At 67.8% G+C, this 23,394-nt stretch carries 18 protein-coding genes and 1 pseudogene; 15 read left to right on the forward strand and 4 right to left on the reverse strand.

From position 1 onward, the window contains the following. The first annotated feature begins 3 nt into the window (after positions 1–3). Complete coding sequence (locus tag FEI13_RS08015; RefSeq protein WP_138181025.1) at positions 4–987, forward strand: branched-chain amino acid ABC transporter permease; 984 nt, start codon at positions 4–6, stop codon at positions 985–987. An 81-nt stretch (positions 988–1,068) separates the two neighbouring features. Here FEI13_RS08015 and gfa read toward each other — a convergent pair whose 3' ends face one another. From gfa to FEI13_RS08030, 3 genes and pseudogenes are all read right to left on the reverse strand, one after another. Then, positions 1,069–1,638: an S-(hydroxymethyl)glutathione synthase gene (gene gfa, locus FEI13_RS08020; protein ID WP_138181026.1), complete on the reverse strand. Its 570-nt coding sequence runs from the start codon at positions 1,636–1,638 to the stop codon at positions 1,069–1,071. 227 nt (positions 1,639–1,865) lie between these two features. Further along, positions 1,866–2,026, reverse strand: a pseudogene (locus FEI13_RS19435) (S-(hydroxymethyl)glutathione dehydrogenase); the annotation flags it as partial. A 17-nt stretch (positions 2,027–2,043) separates the two neighbouring features. Next, positions 2,044–2,934: a LysR family transcriptional regulator gene (locus tag FEI13_RS08030; protein ID WP_138181027.1), complete on the reverse strand. Its 891-nt coding sequence runs from the start codon at positions 2,932–2,934 to the stop codon at positions 2,044–2,046. Between the two features lie 127 nt (positions 2,935–3,061). Between FEI13_RS08030 and FEI13_RS08035 the strand changes: the two genes are divergently transcribed. From FEI13_RS08035 to FEI13_RS08100, 14 genes are all read left to right on the forward strand, one after another. Next, positions 3,062–4,171: an S-(hydroxymethyl)glutathione dehydrogenase/class III alcohol dehydrogenase gene (locus tag FEI13_RS08035; RefSeq protein ID WP_138181028.1), complete on the forward strand. Its 1,110-nt coding sequence runs from the start codon at positions 3,062–3,064 to the stop codon at positions 4,169–4,171. Between the two features lie 78 nt (positions 4,172–4,249). Beyond that, on the forward strand, positions 4,250–5,107 hold the full coding sequence (gene fghA, locus FEI13_RS08040) for an S-formylglutathione hydrolase (RefSeq protein WP_138181029.1): 858 nt from the start codon (positions 4,250–4,252) through the stop codon (positions 5,105–5,107). Positions 5,108–5,389: 282 nt separating this feature from the next. Continuing rightward, positions 5,390–6,526 carry a choline metabolism transcriptional regulator GbdR gene (gene gbdR, locus FEI13_RS08045; RefSeq protein ID WP_138181030.1) on the forward strand — a complete coding sequence of 379 codons (1,137 nt, stop codon included), beginning with the start codon at positions 5,390–5,392 and terminating at the stop codon, positions 6,524–6,526. A gap of 10 nt (positions 6,527–6,536) precedes the next feature. Further along, positions 6,537–7,238: a monofunctional biosynthetic peptidoglycan transglycosylase gene (gene mtgA, locus FEI13_RS08050; protein ID WP_138181031.1), complete on the forward strand. Its 702-nt coding sequence runs from the start codon at positions 6,537–6,539 to the stop codon at positions 7,236–7,238. Between the two features lie 297 nt (positions 7,239–7,535). Continuing rightward, positions 7,536–8,513: a dipeptidase gene (locus tag FEI13_RS08055; protein WP_138181032.1), complete on the forward strand. Its 978-nt coding sequence runs from the start codon at positions 7,536–7,538 to the stop codon at positions 8,511–8,513. Positions 8,514–8,564: 51 nt separating this feature from the next. Further along, complete coding sequence (locus FEI13_RS08060; protein WP_138181033.1) at positions 8,565–9,122, forward strand: DUF5943 domain-containing protein; 558 nt, start codon at positions 8,565–8,567, stop codon at positions 9,120–9,122. 12 nt (positions 9,123–9,134) lie between these two features. After that, on the forward strand, positions 9,135–11,207 hold the full coding sequence (dgcA, locus tag FEI13_RS08065; protein ID WP_138181034.1) for a dimethylglycine demethylation protein DgcA: 2,073 nt from the start codon (positions 9,135–9,137) through the stop codon (positions 11,205–11,207). A 174-nt stretch (positions 11,208–11,381) separates the two neighbouring features. Then, the gene (locus FEI13_RS08070) at positions 11,382–13,364 is read left to right on the forward strand and encodes a (Fe-S)-binding protein (RefSeq protein WP_138181035.1); all 1,983 of its coding nucleotides are present in this window, start codon (positions 11,382–11,384) and stop codon (positions 13,362–13,364) included. Further along, positions 13,364–14,668, forward strand: a complete 1,305-nt coding sequence (gene etfA, locus FEI13_RS08075; protein ID WP_138181036.1) for an electron transfer flavoprotein subunit alpha — start codon at positions 13,364–13,366, stop codon at positions 14,666–14,668. The genes FEI13_RS08070 and etfA overlap by 1 nt, the downstream gene beginning before the upstream one ends. Continuing rightward, the gene (gene etfB / locus FEI13_RS08080; RefSeq protein WP_138181037.1) at positions 14,658–15,461 is read left to right on the forward strand and encodes an electron transfer flavoprotein subunit beta; all 804 of its coding nucleotides are present in this window, start codon (positions 14,658–14,660) and stop codon (positions 15,459–15,461) included. Before etfA ends, etfB begins: the two co-directional genes overlap by 11 nt. 213 nt (positions 15,462–15,674) lie before the next feature. Continuing rightward, entirely contained in the window at positions 15,675–16,868 is a 1,194-nt protein-coding gene (gene fdhA / locus FEI13_RS08085; RefSeq protein ID WP_138181038.1) for a formaldehyde dehydrogenase, glutathione-independent, read from the forward strand. A gap of 231 nt (positions 16,869–17,099) precedes the next feature. Beyond that, entirely contained in the window at positions 17,100–18,818 is a 1,719-nt protein-coding gene (locus FEI13_RS08090; protein WP_138181039.1) for an NADH-ubiquinone oxidoreductase-F iron-sulfur binding region domain-containing protein, read from the forward strand. 11 nt (positions 18,819–18,829) lie between these two features. Beyond that, positions 18,830–21,676 (forward strand): formate dehydrogenase subunit alpha, encoded by a 2,847-nt coding sequence (gene fdhF, locus FEI13_RS08095; protein WP_138181040.1) that lies wholly within the window; start codon positions 18,830–18,832, stop codon positions 21,674–21,676. Between the two features lie 29 nt (positions 21,677–21,705). Continuing rightward, positions 21,706–21,945, forward strand: coding sequence for a hypothetical protein (locus tag FEI13_RS08100; RefSeq protein WP_138181041.1), 240 nt, complete (start codon positions 21,706–21,708; stop codon positions 21,943–21,945). A 135-nt stretch (positions 21,946–22,080) separates the two neighbouring features. Here the strand turns inward: FEI13_RS08100 and FEI13_RS08105 are convergent, their stop codons facing one another. Continuing rightward, positions 22,081–23,367, reverse strand: a complete 1,287-nt coding sequence (locus tag FEI13_RS08105; RefSeq protein ID WP_138181042.1) for an aromatic ring-hydroxylating oxygenase subunit alpha — start codon at positions 23,365–23,367, stop codon at positions 22,081–22,083. Between the last annotated feature and the right edge of the window lie 27 nt (positions 23,368–23,394).

A 23,394-nucleotide genomic window follows, 5' to 3' on the forward strand; every position in this document is an offset into this window, starting at 1 on the left:
GCCATGGCCACGACTCACTCCCTGACCCCCGCCATGCAGCGCCAGCGCAGCGCGCGGATGCGGCGTAACATGCTCTACCTGGTGCTGCTGGGGCTGGCCCTGCTGGCGCCGCTCGCCATCTACCCGGTGTTCCTGATGAAGGTGCTGTGCTTCGCACTCTTCGCCTGCGCCTTCAACCTGCTGCTGGGCTTTGCCGGGCTGCTCTCCTTCGGCCATGCAGCCTTCCTGGCCACCGGCGGCTACTTCACCGGGATCATGCTCTCGAGTTACCCGGGCCTGACGCCGGAGGCGGGCATCCTGATCGGCACCCTGGCGGCGGTGGTGCTGGGTACCTTCTTCGGGGTGCTGTCGATCCGCCGCCAGGGGATCTACTTCGCCATGGTGACCCTGGCGCTGGCGCAGATGGTGTACTTCTTCTTCATCCAGGCGCCCTTCACCGGGGGCGAGGACGGTCTGCACGGCGTGCCCCGCGGGGAGCTGTTCGGGCTGATCAGCCTCTCCGACAACCTGCCGATGTACTACTTCGTGCTGACGGTTTTCGTGATCGGCTTCGCGATCATCCAGCGCACCGTGCACTCGCCGTTCGGCCAGGTGCTCAAGGCGATCCGCGAGAACGAGCCCCGGGCGGTATCCCTGGGCTATAACGTGGATGCCTACAAGCTGGTGGCCTTCGTCATCTCGGCGGGCCTCGCGGGGCTGGCCGGCTCCACCAAGACGGTGGTGTTCCAGCTGGCCTCGCTGACCGATGCGCACTGGCATATGTCCGGCGAGGTGATCCTGATGACCCTGCTGGGCGGAGTGGGCACGCTGTTCGGTCCGGTGGTGGGCGCGGGCCTGGTGGTCAGCCTGCAGACCCAGCTGGCGCAGTCGCCCATCGGCAACTGGGTGAGCGTGATCCTCGGCGCGATCTTCGTGATCTGCGTACTGAGCTTTCGCAGCGGCATCGTCGGGGAGATCCAGAAGCTGGTGCGCAAGAACTTCAAGTAGGCCCAAGCCGGCCAGAACGCTATCGGGCGCCCCTTGGGGCGCCCGATAGCGTTGGTGCGTGATCCGCAGCAATGGCCGGCGTCATAGCACGCCCTTGGCCTTGGCCGTATGGATGGCGATGGCATCCATCAGCGGTGGCGACAGGCAGTCGTAGGGCTCCAGGCACAGCTCCTTGAGCCGGCCGCGAACCTTGTCCATGTTGTCCGGGTCGGCGCCCGACTCGATGATCGAGGAGACGAAGGCGGCGAACTCCGGCGACGCCCAGCCCGTGTCGTCGGATAGCTCCGTATGGATGAAGTCCAGGCCGTGGAAGGGATGGTCGGTATTCTCGATGCGGCCGAACATGTGAACCCCGCACTCCTTGCAGGCATGGCGCTGGATGGCGGCCGAGGTGTCGACGACCTCCAGCTTGTCCTCGTTGGCGGTGACGCTGAGGCTCTCGCGAGGCACCACGGCGACCATCGAGAACAGGGCACCCTCGGGCTTCCAGCACTTGGTGCAGCCGCACACATGATTGTGGGCGCACTGTGCCTTGACGGTCACTTCGACGGGGGTGTCGGAGCAGTGGCAATGCAGGGTGCCGCCGTCGAAGCTGTTGCTGCCGGCACGCACACCGCTATCCACGGCGGGATGAATCCTGATGTCGCTCATGGTGGTGGCTCCCTGGGTGGTGGCTGCTGGGGAAGATGTCGCTGCGGGGGGCTCGGGTCGGTCACGGCCTTGCTGAGGCGTCGTCGAGGGTGTCGCCCCCTGGCCGCCGAACCAGCGCTTCAAGGTGTTCATCAGGCTCATGGGCTTCCGCTCCTCTTGTCGTCTTGTCAGCATGGCGATTACCTGAGTCGTGGTGGGCCAGGCGGTAACTGTCGGTTTCCCCACTGTCAGTAGTGTAGAACGGTGCGGATGCGCTCACCCCGATGCAGCAGCTCGAGGGCCGCATTGATCTTCTCGAAGGGCATGTCGTGGGTGATCTTCCCTTTACTCGGCCGAGGGCCGACCCCTTCCAGACGCGACCGGTGACCAGTCGGAAGGGCCGGGTGGCGCTTCATGGGGCATGGCTCAGCGCCGCCTCGGCAGCCGCGCGGGAAGGCGCTCGACCAGGAAGTCGATGAATTGGCGGATCTTCGGCGAGCGGTGGCGATGGTGCGGGGTCACCGCCCAGACCGCGCTGTCGTCGTGGCGGTAGGCGTCGAGCACGCTGATCAGCTCGCCGCTGGCCAGGTAGGGCTCCACGTAGTAGTCCGGCAGCTGGGCCAGTCCCAGGCCCTTGAGCGCGGCATCCAGCAGCGCCGGTCCCGAGTTGCTCTCCCAGGGGCCGGCGACCCGTACCTCGCGACGCACACCCTCCACGGCGAAGCGCCAGTGATCCCGGGAGCCGATCAGGCAGCGCTGGTGGGCGAGCTCGGAGAGCGCATGGGGCTGGGGGCGATGGGTGAAGTAGGTCGGCGAGCCGACCACGTACTCGCGGCGCTCGCAGAGCCGGCGGGCGACCAATGAGGAGTCCTCGAGCGCGCCCATGCGAATGGCGATGTCGAAGCCCTCGTCGATGATGTCCACCTGACGATTGGTCAGGTGCAGGCGCACCTCCAGCTGAGGGTGTTGGACCATGAAGTCGTTGACCAGCGGGGCCAGGTAGCGCTCGCCGAAGGTGGTGGCGCAGGTCAGGCTCAGCAGGCCGATTGGCCTCGCCTGGAGGTCCTTGATCGCGGCCTCGGCCTCGCGAAAGCCCTCGACCAGGTGGTGGCAGTGCTGGTAGTAGACGCTGCCGGCCTCGGTGAGGCGGATCCGCCGTGTGGTGCGATAGAGCAGGGTGGTGCCGAGCTGATTCTCGAGCTGGCTGACCAGCCGGCTGACGTGGGAGCTCGAGACCTTGAGCCGCTCGGCCGCGGCCTTGAAGGCGCCCAGGCGCACCACCTCGACGAAGGCCTCGACCCGATCCCAGCGCTGCATGATGCCTCCCGTCGACGTGATTGTTGCTGTATGACAATAATGTCCTGCATTTGATGCAGTTTATCCTAGCGGGGCGAATTGCCTAGACTGTGGTCAGGTTCATCACACACCGAACGAGGAAGATGCCATGAAGTCTCGCGCTGCGGTTGCCCTGGAAGCCGGCAAGCCCCTGGAACTGGTCGAGATCGACGTCGAGGGCCCGAAGGCCGGCGAGGTGCTGGTGAAAATGGCCGCCACCAGCGTCTGTCACACGGATGCCTTTACCCTCTCCGGCGCCGATCCGGAAGGCAATTTCCCGGCGGTGCTGGGCCACGAGGGCGCCGGCATCGTGCAGGAGGTGGGCGAGGGCGTGAGCAGCGTGCGCCCCGGCGACCACGTCATCCCGCTCTATACCGCCGAGTGCGGCCAGTGCAAGTTCTGCCTCTCCGGCAAGACCAACCTGTGCGGTGCCGTGCGCGCCACCCAGGGCAAGGGCGTGATGCCGGACGGCACCTCGCGCTTCTCGCTCGACGGCAAGCCGCTGCACCACTATATGGGTTGCTCGACCTTCAGCGAGTACACGGTGCTGCCCGAGGTGTCGCTGGCAGTGGTCTCCAAGGAGGCGCCGCTGGACAAGATCTGCCTGCTCGGCTGCGGCGTGACCACCGGCATCGGCGCGGTGATGAACACTGCCAAGGTGGAGCCGGGCGCCACGGTGGCCGTCTTCGGCCTGGGCGCCATCGGCTTGGCGGTGATCCAGGGCGCGCAGATGGCCAAGGCCAGCCGTATCATCGCCATCGACGTCAATCCGGAGAAGTTCCATCTGGCCGCGCAGTTCGGCGCCACCGAGTTCGTCAATCCCAAGGAGCATGACGCCAGCATCCAGGAGGTGATCGTCGACATGACCGACGGTGGCGTCGACTACTCCTTCGAGTGCATCGGCAATGTCAACGTCATGCGCCAGGCGCTGGAGTGCTGCCACAAGGGCTGGGGCGAGTCGGTGATCATCGGTGTCGCCGGGGCCGGCGAAGAGATCTCGACGCGGCCGTTCCAGCTGGTCACCGGTCGAGTCTGGAAGGGCTCTGCCTTCGGCGGCGTCAAGGGGCGGACCGAGCTTCCGGGCTACGTGGATCGCTACATGAAGGGCGAGATCAATATCGACGACTTCATCACCCACGACATGCCCTTCGAGAAGATCAACGAGGCCTTCGAGCTGCTGCACCGGGGCGAGAGCATCCGCACCGTCCTCCACTACTGATGACGCTTCCTCGCGGCGCGCAGGCCCGGACGTCGGGCGCGCCGCGAGGGGGATCGCCCCGACAGGGAGAGTGACTCCATGACCATGACCGAACATCTCGAGCTGGTTTCGGCCAACAAGAGCTACGGCGGCTGGCACAAGCGCTATCGCCACCGCTCCCGGGCGCTGGACTGCGAGATGACCTTCGCCATCTATCTGCCGCCCCAGGCGGAGACCGAGCGCGTGCCGCTGATGTGGTGGCTTTCCGGCCTGACCTGCACCGACGAGAACTTCATGCAAAAGGCCGGCGCGCATCGGGTGGCGGCCGAGCTCGGCATCGCCATCGTCTGCCCGGACACCAGCCCTCGCGGTACCAACCTGCCGGATGAGGACGACAGCTACGACTTCGGCAGCGGCGCGGGCTTCTACGTCAACGCCACCCGGGAGCCCTGGAAGCAGCACTACCGCATGTACGACTACGTGGCCGAGGAGCTGCCCTCGGTGGTGCGTCAGCACTTCCCGGTCAACGGCCGCGAGTCGATCAGTGGCCACTCCATGGGCGGACACGGCGCGCTGATCCTGGCGCTGCGTCGGCCCGGCCACTATCGCGCGGTCTCTGCCTTCGCCCCCGTCGTCAATCCCAGCGAGTGCCCCTGGGGGCAGAAGGCCTTCTCCGGCTATCTGGGTGAGGATCGCGGGCTCTGGACCCAGTACGATGCCTGCGAGCTGGTGGCCCGCGGGGCCTCGAGCCAGCCGCTATTCATCGATCAGGGCGAGGCCGACGACTTCCTCGAGGAGCAGCTCTGCCCCGAGCGCCTCGAGGCCGTGTGCGCCGAGCACGATCACCCGCTGACCCTGCGCCGTCAGCCGGGCTACGACCACAGCTACTACTTCATCGCCACCTTCATCGAGGAGCACCTGCGCTACCACGCCAGGCACCTGCACGCGACTCGCTGAGGGGGCGACGGGGCATGTCGCCCGCCGGTGCGACATGCCGCCTGGTGGATGCGTGTCACGGGGCGACATGATGTTGCTCACACGCGTCGCGATCGTCCCAGTCCACCAGGAACAGCCGCCTGATAGGGAAATTTGACATGCCAGAAAACGACACTTGGGGTACATTCCTTCGTGAGCATGTCTGACAGCGACGCCTGACGCGGCCGTCATGCCCAACGCCCTCATTCTAAGGAGCAATTCCAAACGAACAGGGCATAAAGATACTTGCGCTGGAGTACCCGAATGACAGCCGCTCCCCAGGCCTCACGCATTGCCGCTATCCCCCAGACCATCGGCTTTTTGCTGATGGACAACTTCACCCTCATTTCACTGGCCTCGGCCATCGAGCCCTTGCGCATGGCCAACCAGCTAGCCGGCCGCGAGCTCTATCGCTGGTTCACCCTGAGCCTCGAGGGCGCCCCGGTGAAGGCCAGCGATGGCCTCCAGGTCACCCCGGATGCCGCCACCAACGTGCCGCTGGCGCTGGACACGGTGATCGTCTGCGGCGGGGTGGGGCCCCAGCGCAGCGTCCAGCGCGAGTGTGTCACCTGGCTGCAGTCCCAGGCCCGGCAGTCGCGTCGCCTGGGAGCGGTGTGCACGGGGACCTGGGCCCTGGCCCGGGCGGGGCTCCTCGACGGCTTCGAGGCCAGCGTGCACTGGGAATGTCTGGCCGCCATGCAGGAGGCCTTCCCCAAGGTCGCGCTCACCACTCGGCTGTTCTCCATCGACCGCGATCGCGCCACCTCCTCCGGCGGCACCGCGCCGCTGGACATGATGCTGACCCTGATCAGTCGCGACCACGGGCGCGAGCTCGCGGCGGGCATCTCCGAGATGTTCGTCTACGACCGGGTACGCAACGAGCAGGATCAGCAGCGAGTGCCGCTCAAGCACGTGCTGGGCACCACCCAGCCACGCCTACTGGAGATCGTCGCGCTGATGGAGGCCAACCTGGAGGAGCCCATCAGCCTCGACGAGCTGGCCGACTACGTGAACGTCTCGCGTCGCCAGCTCGAGCGGCTTTTCCAGAAGAACCTGCACTGCTCGCCGTCGCGCTACTACCTCAAGCTGCGCCTGACCCGGGCCCGCCAGCTGCTCAAGCAGACCGCGATGTCGATCATCGAGGTGGCGTCCGCCTGCGGCTTCGTCTCTACGCCGCACTTTTCCAAGTGCTACCGGGAGTACTTCGGCATCCCGCCCCGGGACGAGCGGCTGGGCAGCAGTCCCGTGGACCTGGTGCCCGTGTCCCTGGGCAAGGAGGCGGCGGCCCTGCTCCAGTCCGCCTCCTACGAGCCGGTCATCGAGCCGGTGTCCGCGGCCCTGAACGCTCTGTCCGAGGCCCGGGGAGAGCCCACCTATGCCAGCGTGCGGCTCAGAATATGAGCGAGGCCTGATGCGTAACTGGGGGCGTCGGGCGGCGCGCTTCCTGGGACTCGCCCTGCTGGGCTGGGTGGGGCTGTCGGTCCTGCTGGTGCTGATGTTACGGGTGGTGCCGCTGGGCGGCTCTATGGTGATGTTCGAGCGCAAGGTGGAGGCCTGGCGCGCAGGCGAGTCGCTGGATATCCGCCAGGACTGGCGCTCCTGGGATGCGCTGTCCTCCCAGGCCAAGCTCGCGGTGATTGCCGCCGAGGACCAGCGCTTCCCCGTGCATCACGGCTTCGACCTGGTCGAGTTGCGTCGTGCCGTCACCGCCCGTCTCAACGGCGGTGACCTGCGCGGCGCCAGTACCCTCAGTCAGCAGACCGCCAAGAACCTCTTCCTGTGGACCGACCGCAGCTGGGTGCGCAAGGGCCTGGAGGCCTGGTTCACCCTGCTCATCGAGATGCTCTGGCCCAAGGAGCGGATCCTCGAGGTCTACCTCAATATCGCCGAGTGGGATGACGGCGTCTTCGGCCTGGAGGCCGCGTCCCGCCACTACTTCGGCGTCTCCGCATCGCAGCTCAGCGTCGTCCAGGCCAGTCGCCTGGCCGCCATCCTGCCCAACCCCCGCGGCTGGAGCGCCTCGCGTCCCGGGGGCCATGTGCTGCGCCGCAGCGTCTGGATTCGTCGCCAGATGCACAACCTGGGCGGTCCTGCTTACCTCGATCGGCTCTAGAGCCTGCCGGACGTAGTACTGAGCGACGGCGTCCCGCCTTTCCGCCGACCTTATTCGATCCCTTTCTATGAATAGCGCGCTATTCGCTTCCATCGATCGGTGAGCTTGACTCCCCCCCCCCCCCCGTGCCTCTCGTGACGACCGCTCACGCCCAGCAGGCTCCTTGTCGGTTCCGCCATGTCGCGATCGCGACGGCCATGACGCTTTTGGAATCTTCCCGGTCGCTTCCAGGCGCCGAACTCCGGGGGGCGGGGGATATGCTGCCGGCAAGTTCATGCATTCTTCCGGAGCCCCGCCATGACCCCAGTCGAGCTGCACCAGGACGCCATCGTCATCGATGGCCTCGTTATCGCTAAGTGGAACCGCGAGCTGTTCGAGGACATGCGCAGGGGCGGCCTGACCGCCGCCAACTGCACGGTCTCGGTTTGGGAAGGTTTCCAGGCCACCGTCGACAACATCGTCAGGAGCAATGCCCTGATGGCCGAGTCCAGCGACCTGGTGCGCCCGGTGCGGACCGCCGCCGACATCACCCGCGCCAAGGAAGAGGGCAAGACCGGCATCATCTACGGCTTCCAGAACGCCCATGCCTTCGAGGATCAGATCGGCTACGTCGAGATCTTCAAGCAGCTCGGCGTGGGCATCGTGCAGATGTGCTACAACACCCAGAACCTGGTGGGGACCGGCTGCTACGAACGTGACGGCGGCCTGTCCGGCTTCGGCCACGAGATCGTCGCCGAGATGAACCGCGTGGGCGTCATGTGCGACCTCTCCCATGTCGGCGAGAAGACCTCCACCGAGGTCATCGAGGCCTCCACCAAGCCGGTCTGCTACTCCCACTGCCTGCCCTCGGGCCTCAAGGATCATCCCCGCAACAAGTCCGACGCGGAACTCAAGTTCATCGCCGACCATGGCGGCTTCGTCGGCGTGACCATGTTCACCCCCTTCCTGCGTGCCGGCGTCGACGCCACCGTCGACGACTACGTCGAGGCCATCGAGTATGTGATGAACATCGTCGGCGAGGATGCCATCGGCATCGGCACCGACTTCACCCAGGGCCACGATCAGAACTTCTTCGAGTGGCTGACCCACGACAAGGGCTATGCCCGTCGCCTGACTCGCTTCGGCAAGATCATCAACCCCGAGGGCATTCGCACCATCGGCGAATTCCCCAACCTCACCGAGGCGCTCTCGCGCCGTGGCTTCAGTGAATCCCAGGTCCGCAAGATCATGGGCGAGAACTGGGTCCGCGTGCTGCGCGATGTCTGGGGCGAATGACCGCCCCTACCCCTGACCATGCATCCAATAACAATTCGAGTGAGTGACACCGTGACCAAGATGGCCCCCGAACTGCCCATTGACGTGGATGCCGAGACCGGCGTCTGGACCACCGATGCGCTGCCCATGCTCTACGTGCCCCGGCACTTCTTCATCAACAACCATGTGGCCGTGGAAGAGGCGCTGGGTGCCGAGAAGTACGCCGAGATTCTCTATCACGCCGGCTACAAGAGCGCCTGGCACTGGTGCGAGAAGGAGGCCGAGTGCCATGGCCTCGAGGGCGTTGACGTCTTCGAGCACTACATGAAGCGCCTCTCCCAGCGGGGCTGGGGATTGTTCATCACCGAGGGCATCGACCTCGAGGCGGGGACCTGCCGGGTGCGCCTTGAGCACAGTGCCTTCGTCTATCAACTGGGCAAGGTGGGTCGCCGCGTCGAGTACATGTTCACCGGCTGGTTCGCCGGTGCCATGGACCAGATCCTCGCCGCGCGCGGCAGCGACGTGCGCACCGTCGCCGAACAGACGCAGAGCGGCGCCGAGGAAGGCTGCGACGTCGGGATCTTCGTGACTCGTCCGCTCGACGCTCTCTCCACCACCGGGCAGGCCTGAGGAGACATCACCATGGCTTTCGACGCGATTTTCCAGCCGATCCAGATCGGCAACCTGACCATCCGCAACCGCGTGGTCAGCACCGCCCATGCCGAGGTGCATGCTACCGACGGCGGCATGACTACCGACCGTTACGTCAAGTACTACGAGGAGAAGGCCAAGGGCGGCTGTGGTCTTTCCATCTGCGGCGGCTCCTCGGTAGTGTCCATCGATAGTCCCCAGGCCTGGTGGAGCTCGGTGAATCTGGCCACCGACCGGATCATCCCGCACTTCCAGAACCTTGCCGACGCGGTGCACAAGCACGGCGGCAAGATCATGATCCAGATCACCCACATGGGGCGGCGCTCGCGCTGGGACGGCCACGATTGGTCGACCCTGCTGTCGCCCTCCGGCATCCGTGAACCGGTGCACCGCTCGACCTGCAAGACCATCGAGGAAGAGGATATCTGGCGGATCATCGGCGACTTCGCCCAGGCTGCGCGGCGGGCCAAGGAAGGGGGGCTGGACGGCGTCGAGCTGTCCGCCGTGCACCAGCACCTGATCGACCAGTTCTGGAGCCCGCGGGTCAACAAGCGTACCGATCAGTGGGGCGGCAGCTTCGAGAATCGCATGCGCTTCGGCATGGAGGTGCTCAAGGCGGTACGTGCCGAGGTCGGCGACGACTTCGTGGTCGGCATGCGCATCTGCGGTGACGAGTTCCACCCGGACGGCCTGTCCCATGAAGACATGAAGCAGATCGCCGCCTACTACGATGCCACCGACCAGGTCGACTTCTTCGGCGTGATCGGTTCGGGCTGCGATACCCACAACACCCTGGCCAACGTCATTCCCAACATGGCCTATCCGCCGGAGCCCTTCCTGCATCTGGCAGCGGGCATCAAGGAAGTGGTCAAGGTGCCGGTGATCCATGCCCAGAACATCAAGGATCCCAATCAGGCCGAGCGCATCCTCGAGGGCGGCTATGTCGACCTGGTAGGCATGACCCGGGCACATATCGCCGACCCGCACCTGATCGCCAAGATCAAGATGGGACAGATCGACCAGATCAAGCAGTGCGTGGGCGCCAACTACTGCATCGATCGCCAGTACCAGGGCCTGGATGTGCTGTGCATCCAGAACGCCGCGACCTCGCGGGAATACATGGGCCTGCCGCACATCATCGAGAAGACCGAAGGTGCCAAGCGCAAGGTGGTAGTGGTCGGCGGCGGACCCGGCGGCATGGAGGCGGCCCGGGTGGCCGCCGAGCGGGGCCACGACGTCACCCTGTTCGAGGTCGCGGAGCAGCTGGGCGGCCAGATCACCATCGCGTCCAAGGCACCCCAACGCGACCAGATTGCCGGCATCACCCGCTGGTACCAGCTCGAGCTTTCGCGCCTGGGCGTCGACCTGCGCCTGGGCACCCGGGCCGACGAGGCGACCCTGCTGGATCTGCGCCCGGACATCGTGGTGCTGGCCACCGGCGGCCAGCCCTTCCTCGAGCAGCACGAGGAGTGGGGCTACTCGGAGAATCCCGAGGAGAGCCTGGTGGTCAGCACCTGGGATGTGCTCAGCGGCCGCGTGGCGCCGGGCAAGAACGTGCTGATCTATGACGCCATCTGCGAGTTCTCCGGCGTCTCGGCGGCGGACTTCCTGGCCGACAAGGGGGCCAAGGTCGAGATCGTCACCGACGACATCAAGCCGGGTGCGGCGGTGGGCGGCACCACCTTCCCGACCTACTACCGCAGCCTCTACGAGAAAGAGGTGATCATGTCCTCCGACCTGATGCTGCACAAGGTCTACCGCGAGGGCGACGCCCTGGTGGCGGTGCTCGAGAACGAGTACACCGGCGCCCAGGAGGAGCGCGTGGTCGACCAGGTGGTGGTGGAGAACGGTGTGCGGCCCGACGAGGCCCTCTACTACGCCCTCAAAGGGCAGTCGCGTAACAAGGGGCAGGTGGACCTGGAGGCGCTCTATGCGATCCAGCCGCAGCCCTGCCTGGCGGAGGACGGCGACGGCTTCCTGCTGTTCCGTCTGGGCGACTGCAGCGCGCCGCGCAATACCCATGCGGCGATCTACGATGCCCTGCGTATCTGCAAGGACTTTTAACCCCAGCCATAAGCTGTAAGCCGGAAGCTGTAAGAACCCCTTTCCGGACGTCTGGTGAGATGAACGCTGGAACGGCTCATCTCCTTGACCGGCTTGGGAAGGACCTCCAAGAGGGGGTAACTTACCGCTTACAGCTTAAGGCTTACAGCTCCTCATCGAGGAGAGGTGAGTACCATGCTCGATATCCTCCTGCCGATCCTGATCTTTGCCGCCCTGGCGCTGGCGGTGATCGGCGCCGGGCGGCGTGTCCGCCTGTGGCGTCAGGGGCGTTCCGCCCGGGTCCCCCTGCTCAAGGGGCTCGCCGCCATGCCGCGGCGCTACCTGGTGGATCTTCACCATGTGGTGGCCCGCGACAAGGCGATGTCCAACACCCATGTGGCCACCGCCGGCGGCTTCGTCGCCGCGGCCGTGCTGATGATCCTAGTGCACGGGCTGGGCCTGGGTTCCGAGGCCGCCGAAGGCATCCTCGGCTGGCTGCTGCTGGCGGCCAGCGCGACCATGTTCGTCGGCAGTTGCTTCGTGGCGCGCCGGCGCCGCAACCCACCGGCTCGACTCTCCAAGGGCCCGTGGATGCGCCTGCCCAAGAGCCTGATGGCCTTCTCGTTGAGCGTCTTCGCCATCACCCTGCCCACCGTGGGCCTGCTGCCCCAGGATTTCGGCAGCTGGGTCCTGGCGCTGGCCCTGAGCGCCGTGCTGGTCTGGGGCCTGGGCGAGATGTTCTTCGGCATGACCTGGGGCGGGCCCATGAAGCACGCCTTCGCCGGCGCCCTGCACCTGGCCTTCCATCGCCGGGCCGAGCGCTTCGGCGAGGGGAATCGCTCCACCGGTCTCAAAGCCCTGAACCTGGACGACGAGGACGCCACCCTGGGCGTCGAGAAGCCCAGTGACTTCACCTGGAACCAGCTGCTCGGCTTCGATGCCTGCGTGCAGTGCGGTCGCTGCGAGGCGGTCTGCCCGGCCTTCGCCGCCGGCCAGCCGCTCAACCCCAAGAAGCTCATTCAAGACATGGTGGTGGGCATGGCCGGGGGCAGCGACGCCAACTACGCCGGCAGCCCCTATCCGGGCCAGCCGGTGGGCGAGCACCAGGGCGATGCCCATGGGCCCATCGTGGCGCGCGAAGGCAAGGCGCTGGTGGACGCCGAGACCCTGTGGTCCTGCACCACCTGCCGTGCCTGCGTCGAGGAGTGCCCGATGATGATCGAGCACGTCGATGCCATCGTCGACATGCGTCGCTTCCTGACCCTGGAGCACGGCAACACGCCCAACAAGGGCGCCGAGGTCCTCGACAACCTGATCGCCACCGACAACCCCGGCGGTTTCGACCCCGGTGCGCGGATGCACTGGGCCGCCGACCTGGAGCTGCCGCTGATGGCGGACCTGCAGCAGGTCGACGTGCTGCTGTGGCTGGGCGACGGGGCCTACGACATGCGCAACCAGCGCACCCTGCGGTCGCTGGTCAAGGTGCTGCGCGCCGCCGGCGTCGACTTCGCCGTGCTCGGCAACGAGGAGCGTGACAGCGGCGACGTGGCCCGGCGCCTGGGCGACGAAGCGACCTTCCAGAGCCTGGCCAGGCGCAACATCGCCACCCTGGCCAAGTACCGCTTCCAGCAGATCGTCACCTGTGACCCGCACAGCTTCCATGTGCTGGGCAACGAGTACGGCGAGCTGGGAGGGCACTACCAGGTCTATCACCACAGCACTTTCATCGCCGAGCTCCATGAGGCGGGTCGCCTGGCCTTCCGGCCTTGGAAGGGCGGCAGCGTGACCTATCACGATCCCTGCTACCTGGGCCGCTACAACGGCGAATTCGAGGCCCCACGCAATGTCCTGCGCGCCCTGGGCATCCAGGTCGCCGAGATGGAGCGTTCAGGCTTCCGCTCGCGGTGCTGCGGCGGCGGTGGCGGGGCCCCGATCACCGACATCCCCGGCAAGCAGCGGATTCCGGACATGCGCATGGGTGACGTGCGCGAGACCGGTGCCGAGCTGGTGGCCGTGGGCTGCCCCCAGTGCACCGCCATGCTGGAAGGCGTGGTCGACAGCGCCGCCGAGGTCCGCGATATCGCTGAGCTGGTGGCCGACGCCCTGGTCGAGCTGCCGGCCGAGCATGGCAAGGGTCAGGCGCAGACGGCCCGTCCGCTGGCCGAGGAGGTAGTGTGATGAGCGATATCCGACGTCGCGATCCCCGCCAGGAGTGGATCGCCCGCAATCGCCTGCATCCCCAGCACCTCGAGGTGCTGGCGGAACTGGGAAGGAGTGCCGGCCAGGGGGCAGCCAGCGAATGGATGGGGCCCCAGGGCCTGATCCGCCGGAACCCCCATGCCGTGGGTTTCATCGGACCCAATGGCGTGAAGCGCATCGACCGCAGTGGGGCGCAGCAGGGTCAGCGCACGGGTGGGGCCCGGGCCTCGGCCGCCGCCAGCAAGCCGCTGGTCGAGATCGAGGCGCCGGCCTTCCTGGTGGCCGTGGTGCCGGACATGGCCGGCGGTCGCCTGACCGGTCACGACCGCGACCTGCTGGGGCTGGCTCGCCAGCTGGCGGATGCCGACCCGGCGGCCCGCGGGGCGGTGCTGGCCGTGGTCTTCGGCGGGCACAACCGCGAGGGAGACGGCGAGCTGAAGGAGCACGGCTTCGGGGAGGCCGGTGTCGACCGGCTACTGCACATCACCGGGTCCGAGGTCGACGGCTTCGCCCCCGAGGCCCGCCTCGGCGCGCTGGTCGCCATGGACCGGGCCTGGAACCCGCGGCACTGGCTGCTGCCAGATTCCAAGCTGGGCGGAGCCGACCTCGGGCGGCGCCTGGCGGCCCGGCTCGGCGAGCGTCCGGCCACCGGTGTCTGGCAGGTCGAGGCCGACGGCGAGGCGCCCCTGGGCTGGCGCTGCGCCGCCCGCGGGGCGGCGGGCACCCTGGATTTCCAACGCGCCATGCCCCGTCTGGTGCTGGCCCTGGCCGAGTGTGCCGAACCGGTCAGCGAGACGCGCCATGCCGCCGAGCCCCTGGTGCTGCCCGAGGCCCTGCCCGCGCAGCTGGCGCGCATCCAGGACCTCGGCCAGGTGGCGGTCGACCCCGCCGGGGTGGCGCTGTCCGAGGCCGAGTTCATCCTCTCCGCCGGTAACGGCGTGCGTGACTGGGAGGCCTTCCATCATGCCGCCGAGGTGCTCGGGGCGACGGAGGGCGCGTCCCGAGTGGCCGTGGACGATGGCTTCATGGCTCGCGATCGGCAGGTCGGGGCCACCGGCACCTGGGTCACCGCCCGGGTCTACGTGGCGGTGGGCATCAGCGGGGCCATCCAGCACCTGCAGGGCATCCAGACCTGCGACAAGGTGGTGGCCATCAACATGGATCCCGGCTGCGACATGATCAAACGCGCCGACCTGGCGGTGATCGGTGACTCGGCCAAGGTGCTGGAGGCCCTGGTCGCCCTGGTGGAACAGTCAAGGGAGGAGAAGCGCAATGCGGCCTGAGTCTCATCACGACGGATCACTCGCGGTGACCGTGCTGGTCTCCGTGGGGCGGCATCCGCTGACCGGGCGCGGCCGGCGCGCCGATCAGGATGCCCGCGGGGTGGAGCTGGCGCATACCCTGACAGGCGCCGAGGTCGAACTGCTGCATGCCGGCCGCCTCGATGAGGGCAGTGACGCGGCCCTGCGTGGCTACCTGGGCATGGGCTTCGAGTCCCTCTCGCTGCTCGAGCAACCCGCCGGGGCCGACGTGCTGCCCGCCCTGGCCGAGGCCCTGGAGGCGGCGGGGCCGCAGTTGGTGATCGCCGGCGAGCGGGCCGAGCAGGGCGAGGGATCGGGCCTGTTGCCCTACCTGCTCGCCGAGCGCCTGGGCTGGCCACTGGTCAGTGGCCTGGCGGCCGTGGAAGAGGTCGCGGGGGGCGTCGCCACGCTGCTGCAGGCGCTGCCCCGGGGCCAGCGTCGCCGGCTCCAGGTGCGCCTGCCGGCCATCGTCACCGTCGACGCGGCGGCACCGGCTCCGCGCCAGAGCGCCTACGGCCCGGCCCGGCGGGGTCGCCTGGACGTGCAGGCGGCCCCGGTGATGGACGACGCCGACATGGCCGAGTGGCAGGCCCAGCCGGCGCGCAAGCGGCCCAAGCGCCTGAAGATCGTCAAGGCCGCCTCGGCCCGAGACCGCTTCAAGGCCGCCGCGGCCAAGGCCGAGGGGGGCGGTGGCCAGGTGCTCACCGATGTCACGCCGGAGGAGGGGGCCGAGGCCATCTTCAAGCTGCTCAAGGAGGAGGGCGTACTGCGCTAGGCGCGCGGCGTCCCGCACCGCAACGCAAAGCCTCGGCCTGGTGCCGGGGCTTTCGCGTCTGGGGCCGTGGCGTCGCCGTCAAGCGGGTGCTGGCGATGTCTCGAATTGGCATGGCGATGACTCGCTCGGAACATTCCGGCCGAGGGAAGGGTATATCGTCGGAGTGCGGCGGCGCAGCCCCGCCCCCTACAACAACATCGAAGGAAGCCAGCCATGAGCACAGCCAACCGCGGCGTCGTCTACAAGGGCCCGGGAGAGGTCGCCGTCGAATCCATCGCCTATCCGGAACTCGCCCTGGGCAACCGCAAGTGCGAACACGGCGTGATCCTCAAGGTCGTCACCACCAACATCTGCGGCAGCGACCAGCACATGGTGCGTGGCCGCACCACCGCGCCCTCCGGTCTGGTGCTGGGCCACGAGATCACCGGCCTGGTGGTCGAGTGCGGGCGCGACGTCGAATTCCTCAGCCCGGGTGACCTGGTCTCGGTGCCGTTCAACATCGCCTGCGGCCGCTGCCGCAGCTGCAAGTCCGGCCAGACCGGCATCTGCCTCAACGTCAACCCGTCGCGTCCCGGCGCCGCCTACGGCTACGTCGACATGGGCGGCTGGGTCGGCGGGCAGACCGAGTACGTCATGGTCCCCTATGCCGACTTCAACCTGCTGAAGTTCCCGGACGCCGACCAGGCCATGGACAAGATCAAGGACCTGACCCTGCTGTCCGACATCTTCCCCACCGGCTTCCACGGCTGCGTCACCGCCGGCGTCGGCCCGGGTTCCACCGTCTACATCGCCGGGGCCGGCCCCGTCGGCCTCGCCGCCGCGGTGTCCGCGCAGCTGCTGGGGGCGGCCTGCGTCATCGTAGGCGACATGATCGAGGAGCGCCTGGCACAGGCCCGCAGCTTCGGCTGCGAGACCCTCGACCTGACCCAGGACGGCGACATGGCCGACAGGATCGAGGTGATCCTCGGCGAGCGCGAGGTCGACGCCTTCGTCGACTGCGTCGGCTTCGAGGCCCACGCCTGCGGTTGCAACCACGGCAAGGAGGCGCCCGCCACCGTGCTCAACTCCGCCATGTCGCTGACCCGCGCCGGCGGCCAGATCGGCATCCCGGGCCTGTACGTGACCGAAGACCCGGGCGCGGCCGACGAGGCGGCCAAGCAGGGGGCGCTGAGCATGCGCTTCGGGCTCGGCTGGGCCAAGTCGCACAGCTTCCATACCGGCCAGTGTCCGGTGATGAAGTACCACCGGCCGCTGATGCAGGCGATCCTGTTCGGCAAGGTCAACATCGCCGATGCGGTCAACGTCCAGATGATCACCCTGGACGAGGCGCCGAAGGGCTACGCCGACTTCGACGGCGGGGCGGCGAAGAAATTCGTTATCGACCCCCATGGCAGCGTCGCTGCTTAAGCACGGACGGCGCGGCGCCCCCTCCCACGGCGGCATCGCCGCCTGATCGTGCCGCGCGGCCCAGCGACGGCGTCCTCCCGGGGGCGCCGTCGTCTTTTGTCGCCCCCGCTTAGCCGATTGCGACATCGGCATGTCATTGGCGACACCGGGAGTCACTCCCGGCGTTGTCAGTCCTCGGGGGTGGTGCCAACATGCGATAAGCATGCCGACAAAGATCACAACGAGTGCCCCATGACCGTTCAGACCGTGACCCCCAAGCGCCGCTTCCGCGGCAAGCCCCGAGGCCGTGAGCTCGACCCCGCCGCGCTCGACTCGCTGCGGCGGCTGTTGGGTGACGAGCGCGAGGAGCCCAAACGCCGCCGGCGTGACCTGCTGATCGAGCATCTCCACGTGCTCCAGGATGCCCGCGGGCACCTCGCGCTGGCCGACCTGTGCGCGCTGGCCGCCTACATGAACCTGCCGATGGCGGAGGTCTACGAGACCGCCACCTTCTATGCCCACTTCGATGTGGTCCACGACGACCAGGCGCCGCCGCCGGCGATCACCGTGCGCGTCTGCGACTCGCTGTCCTGCCAGCTGGCCGGCGCCGCCACCCTCCAGGATGCGCTCGAGGCCGGCGCCGACCCGGCGCGGGTCCGCGTGCTGCGGGCGCCCTGCATGGGCCGCTGCGACATGGCCCCGGTGGTCGAGGTGGGCCATCGCCATGTCAGCCATGCCACCCAGGAGGCGGTGGAGGCGGTAGTGGATACCGGCCACTTCCATCCCGAGGCGATCCTCTGGCAGCGGCTCGAGGCCTATCGGGACGCCGGCGGCTATCGCCTGCTGGCCGACTGCCGGGCCGGCAAGGTGAGCGTGGAGCGCCTGATGCAGACCCTGGAGGCCGCCAACCTGCGTGGCCTGGGCGGCGCCGGCTTCCCGACCTTCAAGAAGTGGCACTTCGTACGCGCCGAGGCGGGGCCGCGCTACTGCGCGATCAATGCCGACGAGGGCGAGCCCGGCACCTTCAAGGATCGCCACTACCTGGAGCGCGAGCCCCATCGTTTCCTGGAGGGCGCGCTGGTCAGCGCCTGGGCGGTGGAGGCCGAGGCGCTCTACATTTACCTGCGCGACGAGTATCCCGGCCTGCACCGGGTGCTCCACGAGGCGATCGCCGAGCTGGAGGCCGCCGGCCTGGTCGCACCGGGCTACATCGTGATGCGCCGTGGCGCCGGGGCCTACATCTGCGGCGAGGAGTCGGCGATGATCGAATCGCTGGAGGGCAAGCCGGGCAAGCCCCGCCACCGTCCGCCCTTCGTCGCCCAGCGCGGACTCTTCGACCGCCCGACCCTGGTCAACAATGTCGAGACCGTCGTCTGGATCCCGACGATCTGGGCCCGCGGCGCGGCCTGGTTCGCCGACCAGGGGCGCCACGGGCGCAAGGGGCTGCGCAGCTTCTCGGTCTCCGGCCGGGTCAATCGCCCCGGCGTCCACCTGGCCCCGGCGGGCATCACCCTGGGCGAGCTGATCGAGGAGTACTGCGGCGGCCTACCGGCGGGCCACCGGCTGGCCGCCTACCTGCCCGGCGGCGCCTCCGGTGGCATCCTGCCGGCCTCCAAGGCGGATATTCCCCTCGACTTCGATACCTTGCAGGCCGAGGGCTGCTTCATCGGCTCGGCGGCCATCATCGTGCTCTCCGATCAGGACGACCTGCGCGCCGCTGCCACCAACCTGCTGGCCTTCTTCGCCGACGAGTCCTGCGGCCAGTGCACGCCCTGCCGGGTGGGCACCGAGAAGATGCTGACCCTGCTGGAGCGTGACACCTGGCAGGCCGCGGACCTCGAGCGGCTCTCTCGGGTGATGATGGACGCCTCCATCTGCGGCCTCGGTCAGGCCGCGCCGAACCCGGTGCTGGGACTGCTCCGGGACTTCCGCGACGAACTCGCCGCACAGAACGTGATCGTGAAAGGGTAGGGAGAGACACCATGGCGACCCACGAAGGCGTTAACGACAGCTTTACCCTGACCCTGGACGGCGTGGACGTCAGCGCCCATCCCGGGGAGACCCTCTGGCAGGTAGCCAAGCGGGCCGGTGAGACCATCCCGCACCTGTGCTTCAAGGACGCCTACGGCTACCGCGCCGACGGCAATTGCCGGGCCTGCATGGTGGAGGTCGAGGGCGAACGTGCCCTGGCCGCCAGCTGCCTGCGTGAGGCGCGCCCCGGCCTGGTGGTCAGGAGCGCCTCCTCGGAGCGGGCCCGCACCGCCCGGGAGGGCGTGATGGAGCTGCTGGTCGCCGACCAGCCGGACCGCGATACCGGTCCCGACCGCTCGAGCCACTTCTGGGACATGGCCGACCAGCTTGCCATCGACGCCGACGCTGTACGCCAGTGGCTGCCGCGGCGTGAGGAGCGCGAGGCGCCCACCGTCCATCACGTCCCCGACCGGGCCACCTCGCCGGTGCATGACCGCTCCCACTCGGCGATGGCCGTCAACCTCGATGCCTGCATCGAGTGCAACCTCTGCGTGCGGGCCTGTCGCGAGGTACAGGTCAACGACGTCATCGGCCTGGCGAACCGTGGGGCGGCGTCGAAGATCGTCTTCGATTTCGACGACCCCATGGGCGACAGCACCTGTGTGGCCTGCGGCGAGTGCGTCCAGGCCTGTCCCACGGGTGCCCTGATGCCGGCCACCCTGGTCGACGAGGCGGGGCGCGGCGACTCGGCCGCCGCCGACCGCCAGGTCGATTCGGTGTGTCCCTACTGTGGGGTGGGCTGTCAGCTCACCTATCACATCAAGGACGAGGAGATCCTGCACGTCTCCGGCCGTGACGGGCCCTCCAACCACAACCGGCTGTGCGTCAAGGGGCGCTTCGGCTTCGACTACCCGCGCCATCCCTCGCGGCTGACCACTCCGCTGATCCGCAAGCCCGGGGTCCCCAAGGGGCTCGACCCGGCCTTCGATCCGGCCGATCCGACTACCCACTTTCGTGAGGCGAGCTGGGACGAGGCCCTGGATCTGGCGGCCAAGGGGCTCGTCGACCTGAAGGCGGCCCATGGCCCCGACGCCCTCGCCGGTTTCGGCAGCGCCAAGTGCTCCAACGAGGAGGCCTGGCTGTTCCAGAAGCTGGTGCGCACCGGCTTCGGCTCCAACCACGTCGATCACTGCACCCGGCTGTGCCACGCCAGTTCGGTGGCGGCGCTGATGGAGTGCATCGGCTCGGGCGCCGTGACGGCCTCCTTCATGCAGGCCCTCGAGGCCGACGTGGTGATCCTCACCGGCTGCAACCCGGCGGTGAACCATCCCGTGGCGGCGACCTTCTTCAAGCAGGCCGCCAAGCAGGGAACCCGGATCATCATCATCGATCCCCGGGGCCAGGCCCTCGGTGCCTATGCCCACCAGACTCTGCGCTTCACCCCCGGGACCGACGTGGCGCTGTTCAATGCCATGCTCAACGTGATCGTGACCGAGGAACTCTACGACGAGGCCTACATCCGCGAGCATACCGAAGGCTTCGAGGCGCTCAAGGACCATGTCCGCGACCTGACGCCGGAGGCCATGGCAGAGAGCTGCGGCGTGCCCGCCGAGGAGATTCGCGCCGTGGCCCGGGAATATGCCAACGCCGAGCGCGCCATGATCTTCTGGGGTATGGGCATCTCACAGCACGTGCATGGCACCGACAACGCCCGCTGCCTGATCTCGCTAGCCCTGGCCTGCGGCCAGACCGGGCGTCCGGGTACCGGCCTGCACCCGTTGCGCGGCCAGAACAACGTTCAGGGCGCCTCGGATGCGGGCCTGATCCCGATGGTCCTGCCGGACTACCAGCCGGTGGGCGACGCCCAGGTGCGCGCCGCCTTCGAGGAGTTGTGGGCTACCCCGCTGGAGGAGCGGCCGGGCCTCACCGTGGTCGAGATCATGGACGCCATCGCGGCGGGGACCATCAAAGGCATGTACATCCAGGGCGAGAACCCGGCGATGTCCGACCCGGACCTGGATCACGCCCGCGCGGCGCTGGCCAAGCTCGAGCACCTGGTGGTGCAGGACCTGTTTGTTACCGAGACCGCCCAGTTTGCCGACGTGATCCTGCCGGCTTCCGCCTGGCCGGAGAAGGACGGTAGCGTGACCAATACCAATCGGCAGGTGCAGCTGGGACGCCAGGCCGTCCCGCTGCCCGGCGATGCCCGGCCCGACTGGTGGATCATCCAGGAGATCGCCAAGCGTTTCGGACTGCCCTGGGACTACGCGCATCCCCGTGAGGTCTTCGCCGAGATGGAGCAAGGCATGCCCTCGCTGGATCACATCACCTGGGAGCGTCTCGAGCGCGAGGGCTCGGTGACCTATCCCTGCCCGGCGGACGACGCCCCGGGCGAGGACGTGGTGTTCAGCGAGGCCTTCCCGACCGCCTCGGGCAAGGCAACGTTCTCGCCGACCCTGCCGCTGCCGCCGGACGAACCGATCGACCGGGAATACCCCACCGTGTTGACCACGGGTCGTCAGCTCGAGCACTGGCATACAGGCTCGATGACGCGCCGGGCCCGGGTGCTCGATGCCCTGGAGCCCGACGCCGTGGCCAGCCTGGCTCCGGGCGAGCTGCGCCGGCTGGGCCTGGCCCCGGGAGAGTGGCTGTCCATCACCACGCGGCGTGGCCAGATCTCGCTGCGGGTGCGGGTCGATCCGCAGATGGCGGAGGGCATGGTGTTCGTGCCTTTCTGCTACGCCGAGGCAGCCGCCAACATCCTGACCAACCCGGCGCTGGACCCCTACGGCAAGATTCCCGAGTTCAAGTATGCCGCCTGCCGGCTGGCGCCGGCGGCTGTTGAGGCGCTGACCTGAATGCGGCACGGACCATAGAGGAAACCACCATGATGATCGTCGACCTCATCGATGGGGATGACTTCCGCGACCGGCTGGTCGCCCTGGGCATCCGCATCCCGGAGGGGGCTTGCCCCGAGACCTGTGCGCGCATGGCGCGGCTCAAGCACATGGAGGTCGGGGTGCCGGGCCTGCAGGAGCTGGTGCGCGAACTGATGGCGCGCACCGATGTCATGCTGCCGTCGGTGCGTGCCGCGATCGAGCGCTTTCTGTTGCCTGATCTGCGCTGAGCTCATGCTCCGCCCGACACCCGCTCGCCTCGCGGGCGGGCGTCGGGGGTGCGACGTCCTGACATGGGGTGCGCCTGGTCAGCGACACGAAAAAGGCCCCGCCGATGGCGGGGCCTCGTGTGAGCGGACGGTGATTTAGCCCTTGGCGAGGCGGAGCTGCGGCGCGGTGTTGCCCAGGTTCTCCAGCATGCGCTCGCTGTACCAGTCGATGAAGTCGATCACCCCGAACTCGTAGGTCTCGGAGTAGGGGCCCGGCTGGTAGGCCTTGGAGTTGATGCCGCGCTGGTTCTCTTCGGCCAGGCGCCGGTCCTGGTCATTGGTGGCGTCCCATACCTTGCGCATCTGCTCGGGGACGTAGTCGACCTCTTCCATGGCGTCCTTGTGGACTAGCCACTTGGTGGTCACCACGGTCTGCTGGGGGCCGAGGGGCATGACCCGGAACACGACGGCATGGTCGCCCATGAAGTGGTTCCAGGAGTTGGGCAGGTGCAGGATGCGTAGCGAGCCCAGGTCGGCGCTCTGCAGGTTGCCCATCAGTTTCTGGCAGGCCTGCTTGCCGTCCATGGTCATCGACACCGCGCCGTCCAGCAGCGGGGTGCGGGTCAGGCGGTTGCGACGCTCGAGGCGCGTGAGCGTGAAGGGTACGCCCTGGGCTTCCCAGTCGGCCTGCTTGCGCGCGACCAGGGCCTTGTAGGCGGGGGTGGCGCGGGGGTCGTCGGTGTCGTCGAACTCCTGCAGGGAGTTGAGCAGTTCCGGGTGGGCGCCGTTGCAGTGGTAGCACTCGCGGTTGTTCTCCAGCACCAGCTTCCAGTTGGCCTGCTCGACGATGCTGGATTCCACGGCGACCTTGAGGTTCGCCATGTCGTAGGGTGCCAGGTAGTGATCCAGCGCCTCGAGGAAGCCGTCGATTTCCGGGGCCTCGTCGGCCAGGCTGACGAAGATGAAGCCGCCGCCGGTGCGCACGTGAACCGGCTTGAGGCCGTGGGCGGAGAGATCGAACTCCTTACCCATATCGCTGCCGGCGAACAGCAGGCGGCCGTCCAGCTCGTAGGTCCACTGGTGATAGGGACAGACCAGCTTGGCCACCTTGCCCTTGTCGGTGACGCACAGCCGTGAACCACGGTGCCGGCAGACGTTGTGGAAAGCGTGCACATCACCATCGTTGCCGCGGACGATCACCACCGGGTTGTCGCCCACCTCGAGGGTGATGAAGTTGCCCTTGGCGGGGATCTCGCAGGTCATGCCGGCGAACAGCCACTCCTTCTCGAAGATCTCCTGCATTTCCAGGCGGAACAGCCGCTCGTCATTGTAGAACGGTTGGGGTAGCGAGAAATGGCGACGGCGCTGCTGCAGCATCTCCACGGTGGCCTCGCGGGCCGGGGTCAGGGGATCATCCAGACGAGCGGAAGACAGCGGATCCATGAAGGCACTTCCTCTTGCAGGGCCGCA

It is taken from the genome of Halomonas urmiana, from assembly GCF_005780185.1.
In the GTDB taxonomy this organism is placed as follows: Bacteria; Pseudomonadota; Gammaproteobacteria; order Pseudomonadales; family Halomonadaceae; genus Halomonas; species Halomonas urmiana.

Coding starts and splice junctions, on each gene's coding strand:
- mtgA (WP_138181031.1), top strand. CDS start 6,537: ATGCGTAACTGGGGGCGTCGGGCGGCGCGCTTCCTGGGACTCGCCCTG.
- etfB (WP_138181037.1), top strand. CDS start 14,658: ATGCGGCCTGAGTCTCATCACGACGGATCACTCGCGGTGACCGTGCTG.
- dgcA (WP_138181034.1), top strand. CDS start 9,135: ATGGCTTTCGACGCGATTTTCCAGCCGATCCAGATCGGCAACCTGACC.
- fdhA (WP_138181038.1), top strand. CDS start 15,675: ATGAGCACAGCCAACCGCGGCGTCGTCTACAAGGGCCCGGGAGAGGTC.
- FEI13_RS08030 (WP_138181027.1), bottom strand. CDS start 2,934: ATGCAGCGCTGGGATCGGGTCGAGGCCTTCGTCGAGGTGGTGCGCCTG.
- etfA (WP_138181036.1), top strand. CDS start 13,364: ATGAGCGATATCCGACGTCGCGATCCCCGCCAGGAGTGGATCGCCCGC.
- gbdR (WP_138181030.1), top strand. CDS start 5,390: ATGACAGCCGCTCCCCAGGCCTCACGCATTGCCGCTATCCCCCAGACC.
- fghA (WP_138181029.1), top strand. CDS start 4,250: ATGACCATGACCGAACATCTCGAGCTGGTTTCGGCCAACAAGAGCTAC.
- FEI13_RS08090 (WP_138181039.1), top strand. CDS start 17,100: ATGACCGTTCAGACCGTGACCCCCAAGCGCCGCTTCCGCGGCAAGCCC.
- FEI13_RS08105 (WP_138181042.1), bottom strand. CDS start 23,367: ATGGATCCGCTGTCTTCCGCTCGTCTGGATGATCCCCTGACCCCGGCC.
- FEI13_RS08055 (WP_138181032.1), top strand. CDS start 7,536: ATGACCCCAGTCGAGCTGCACCAGGACGCCATCGTCATCGATGGCCTC.
- FEI13_RS08015 (WP_138181025.1), top strand. CDS start 4: ATGGCCACGACTCACTCCCTGACCCCCGCCATGCAGCGCCAGCGCAGC.
- FEI13_RS08070 (WP_138181035.1), top strand. CDS start 11,382: ATGCTCGATATCCTCCTGCCGATCCTGATCTTTGCCGCCCTGGCGCTG.
- FEI13_RS08035 (WP_138181028.1), top strand. CDS start 3,062: ATGAAGTCTCGCGCTGCGGTTGCCCTGGAAGCCGGCAAGCCCCTGGAA.
- fdhF (WP_138181040.1), top strand. CDS start 18,830: ATGGCGACCCACGAAGGCGTTAACGACAGCTTTACCCTGACCCTGGAC.
- gfa (WP_138181026.1), bottom strand. CDS start 1,638: ATGAGCGACATCAGGATTCATCCCGCCGTGGATAGCGGTGTGCGTGCC.
- FEI13_RS08100 (WP_138181041.1), top strand. CDS start 21,706: ATGATGATCGTCGACCTCATCGATGGGGATGACTTCCGCGACCGGCTG.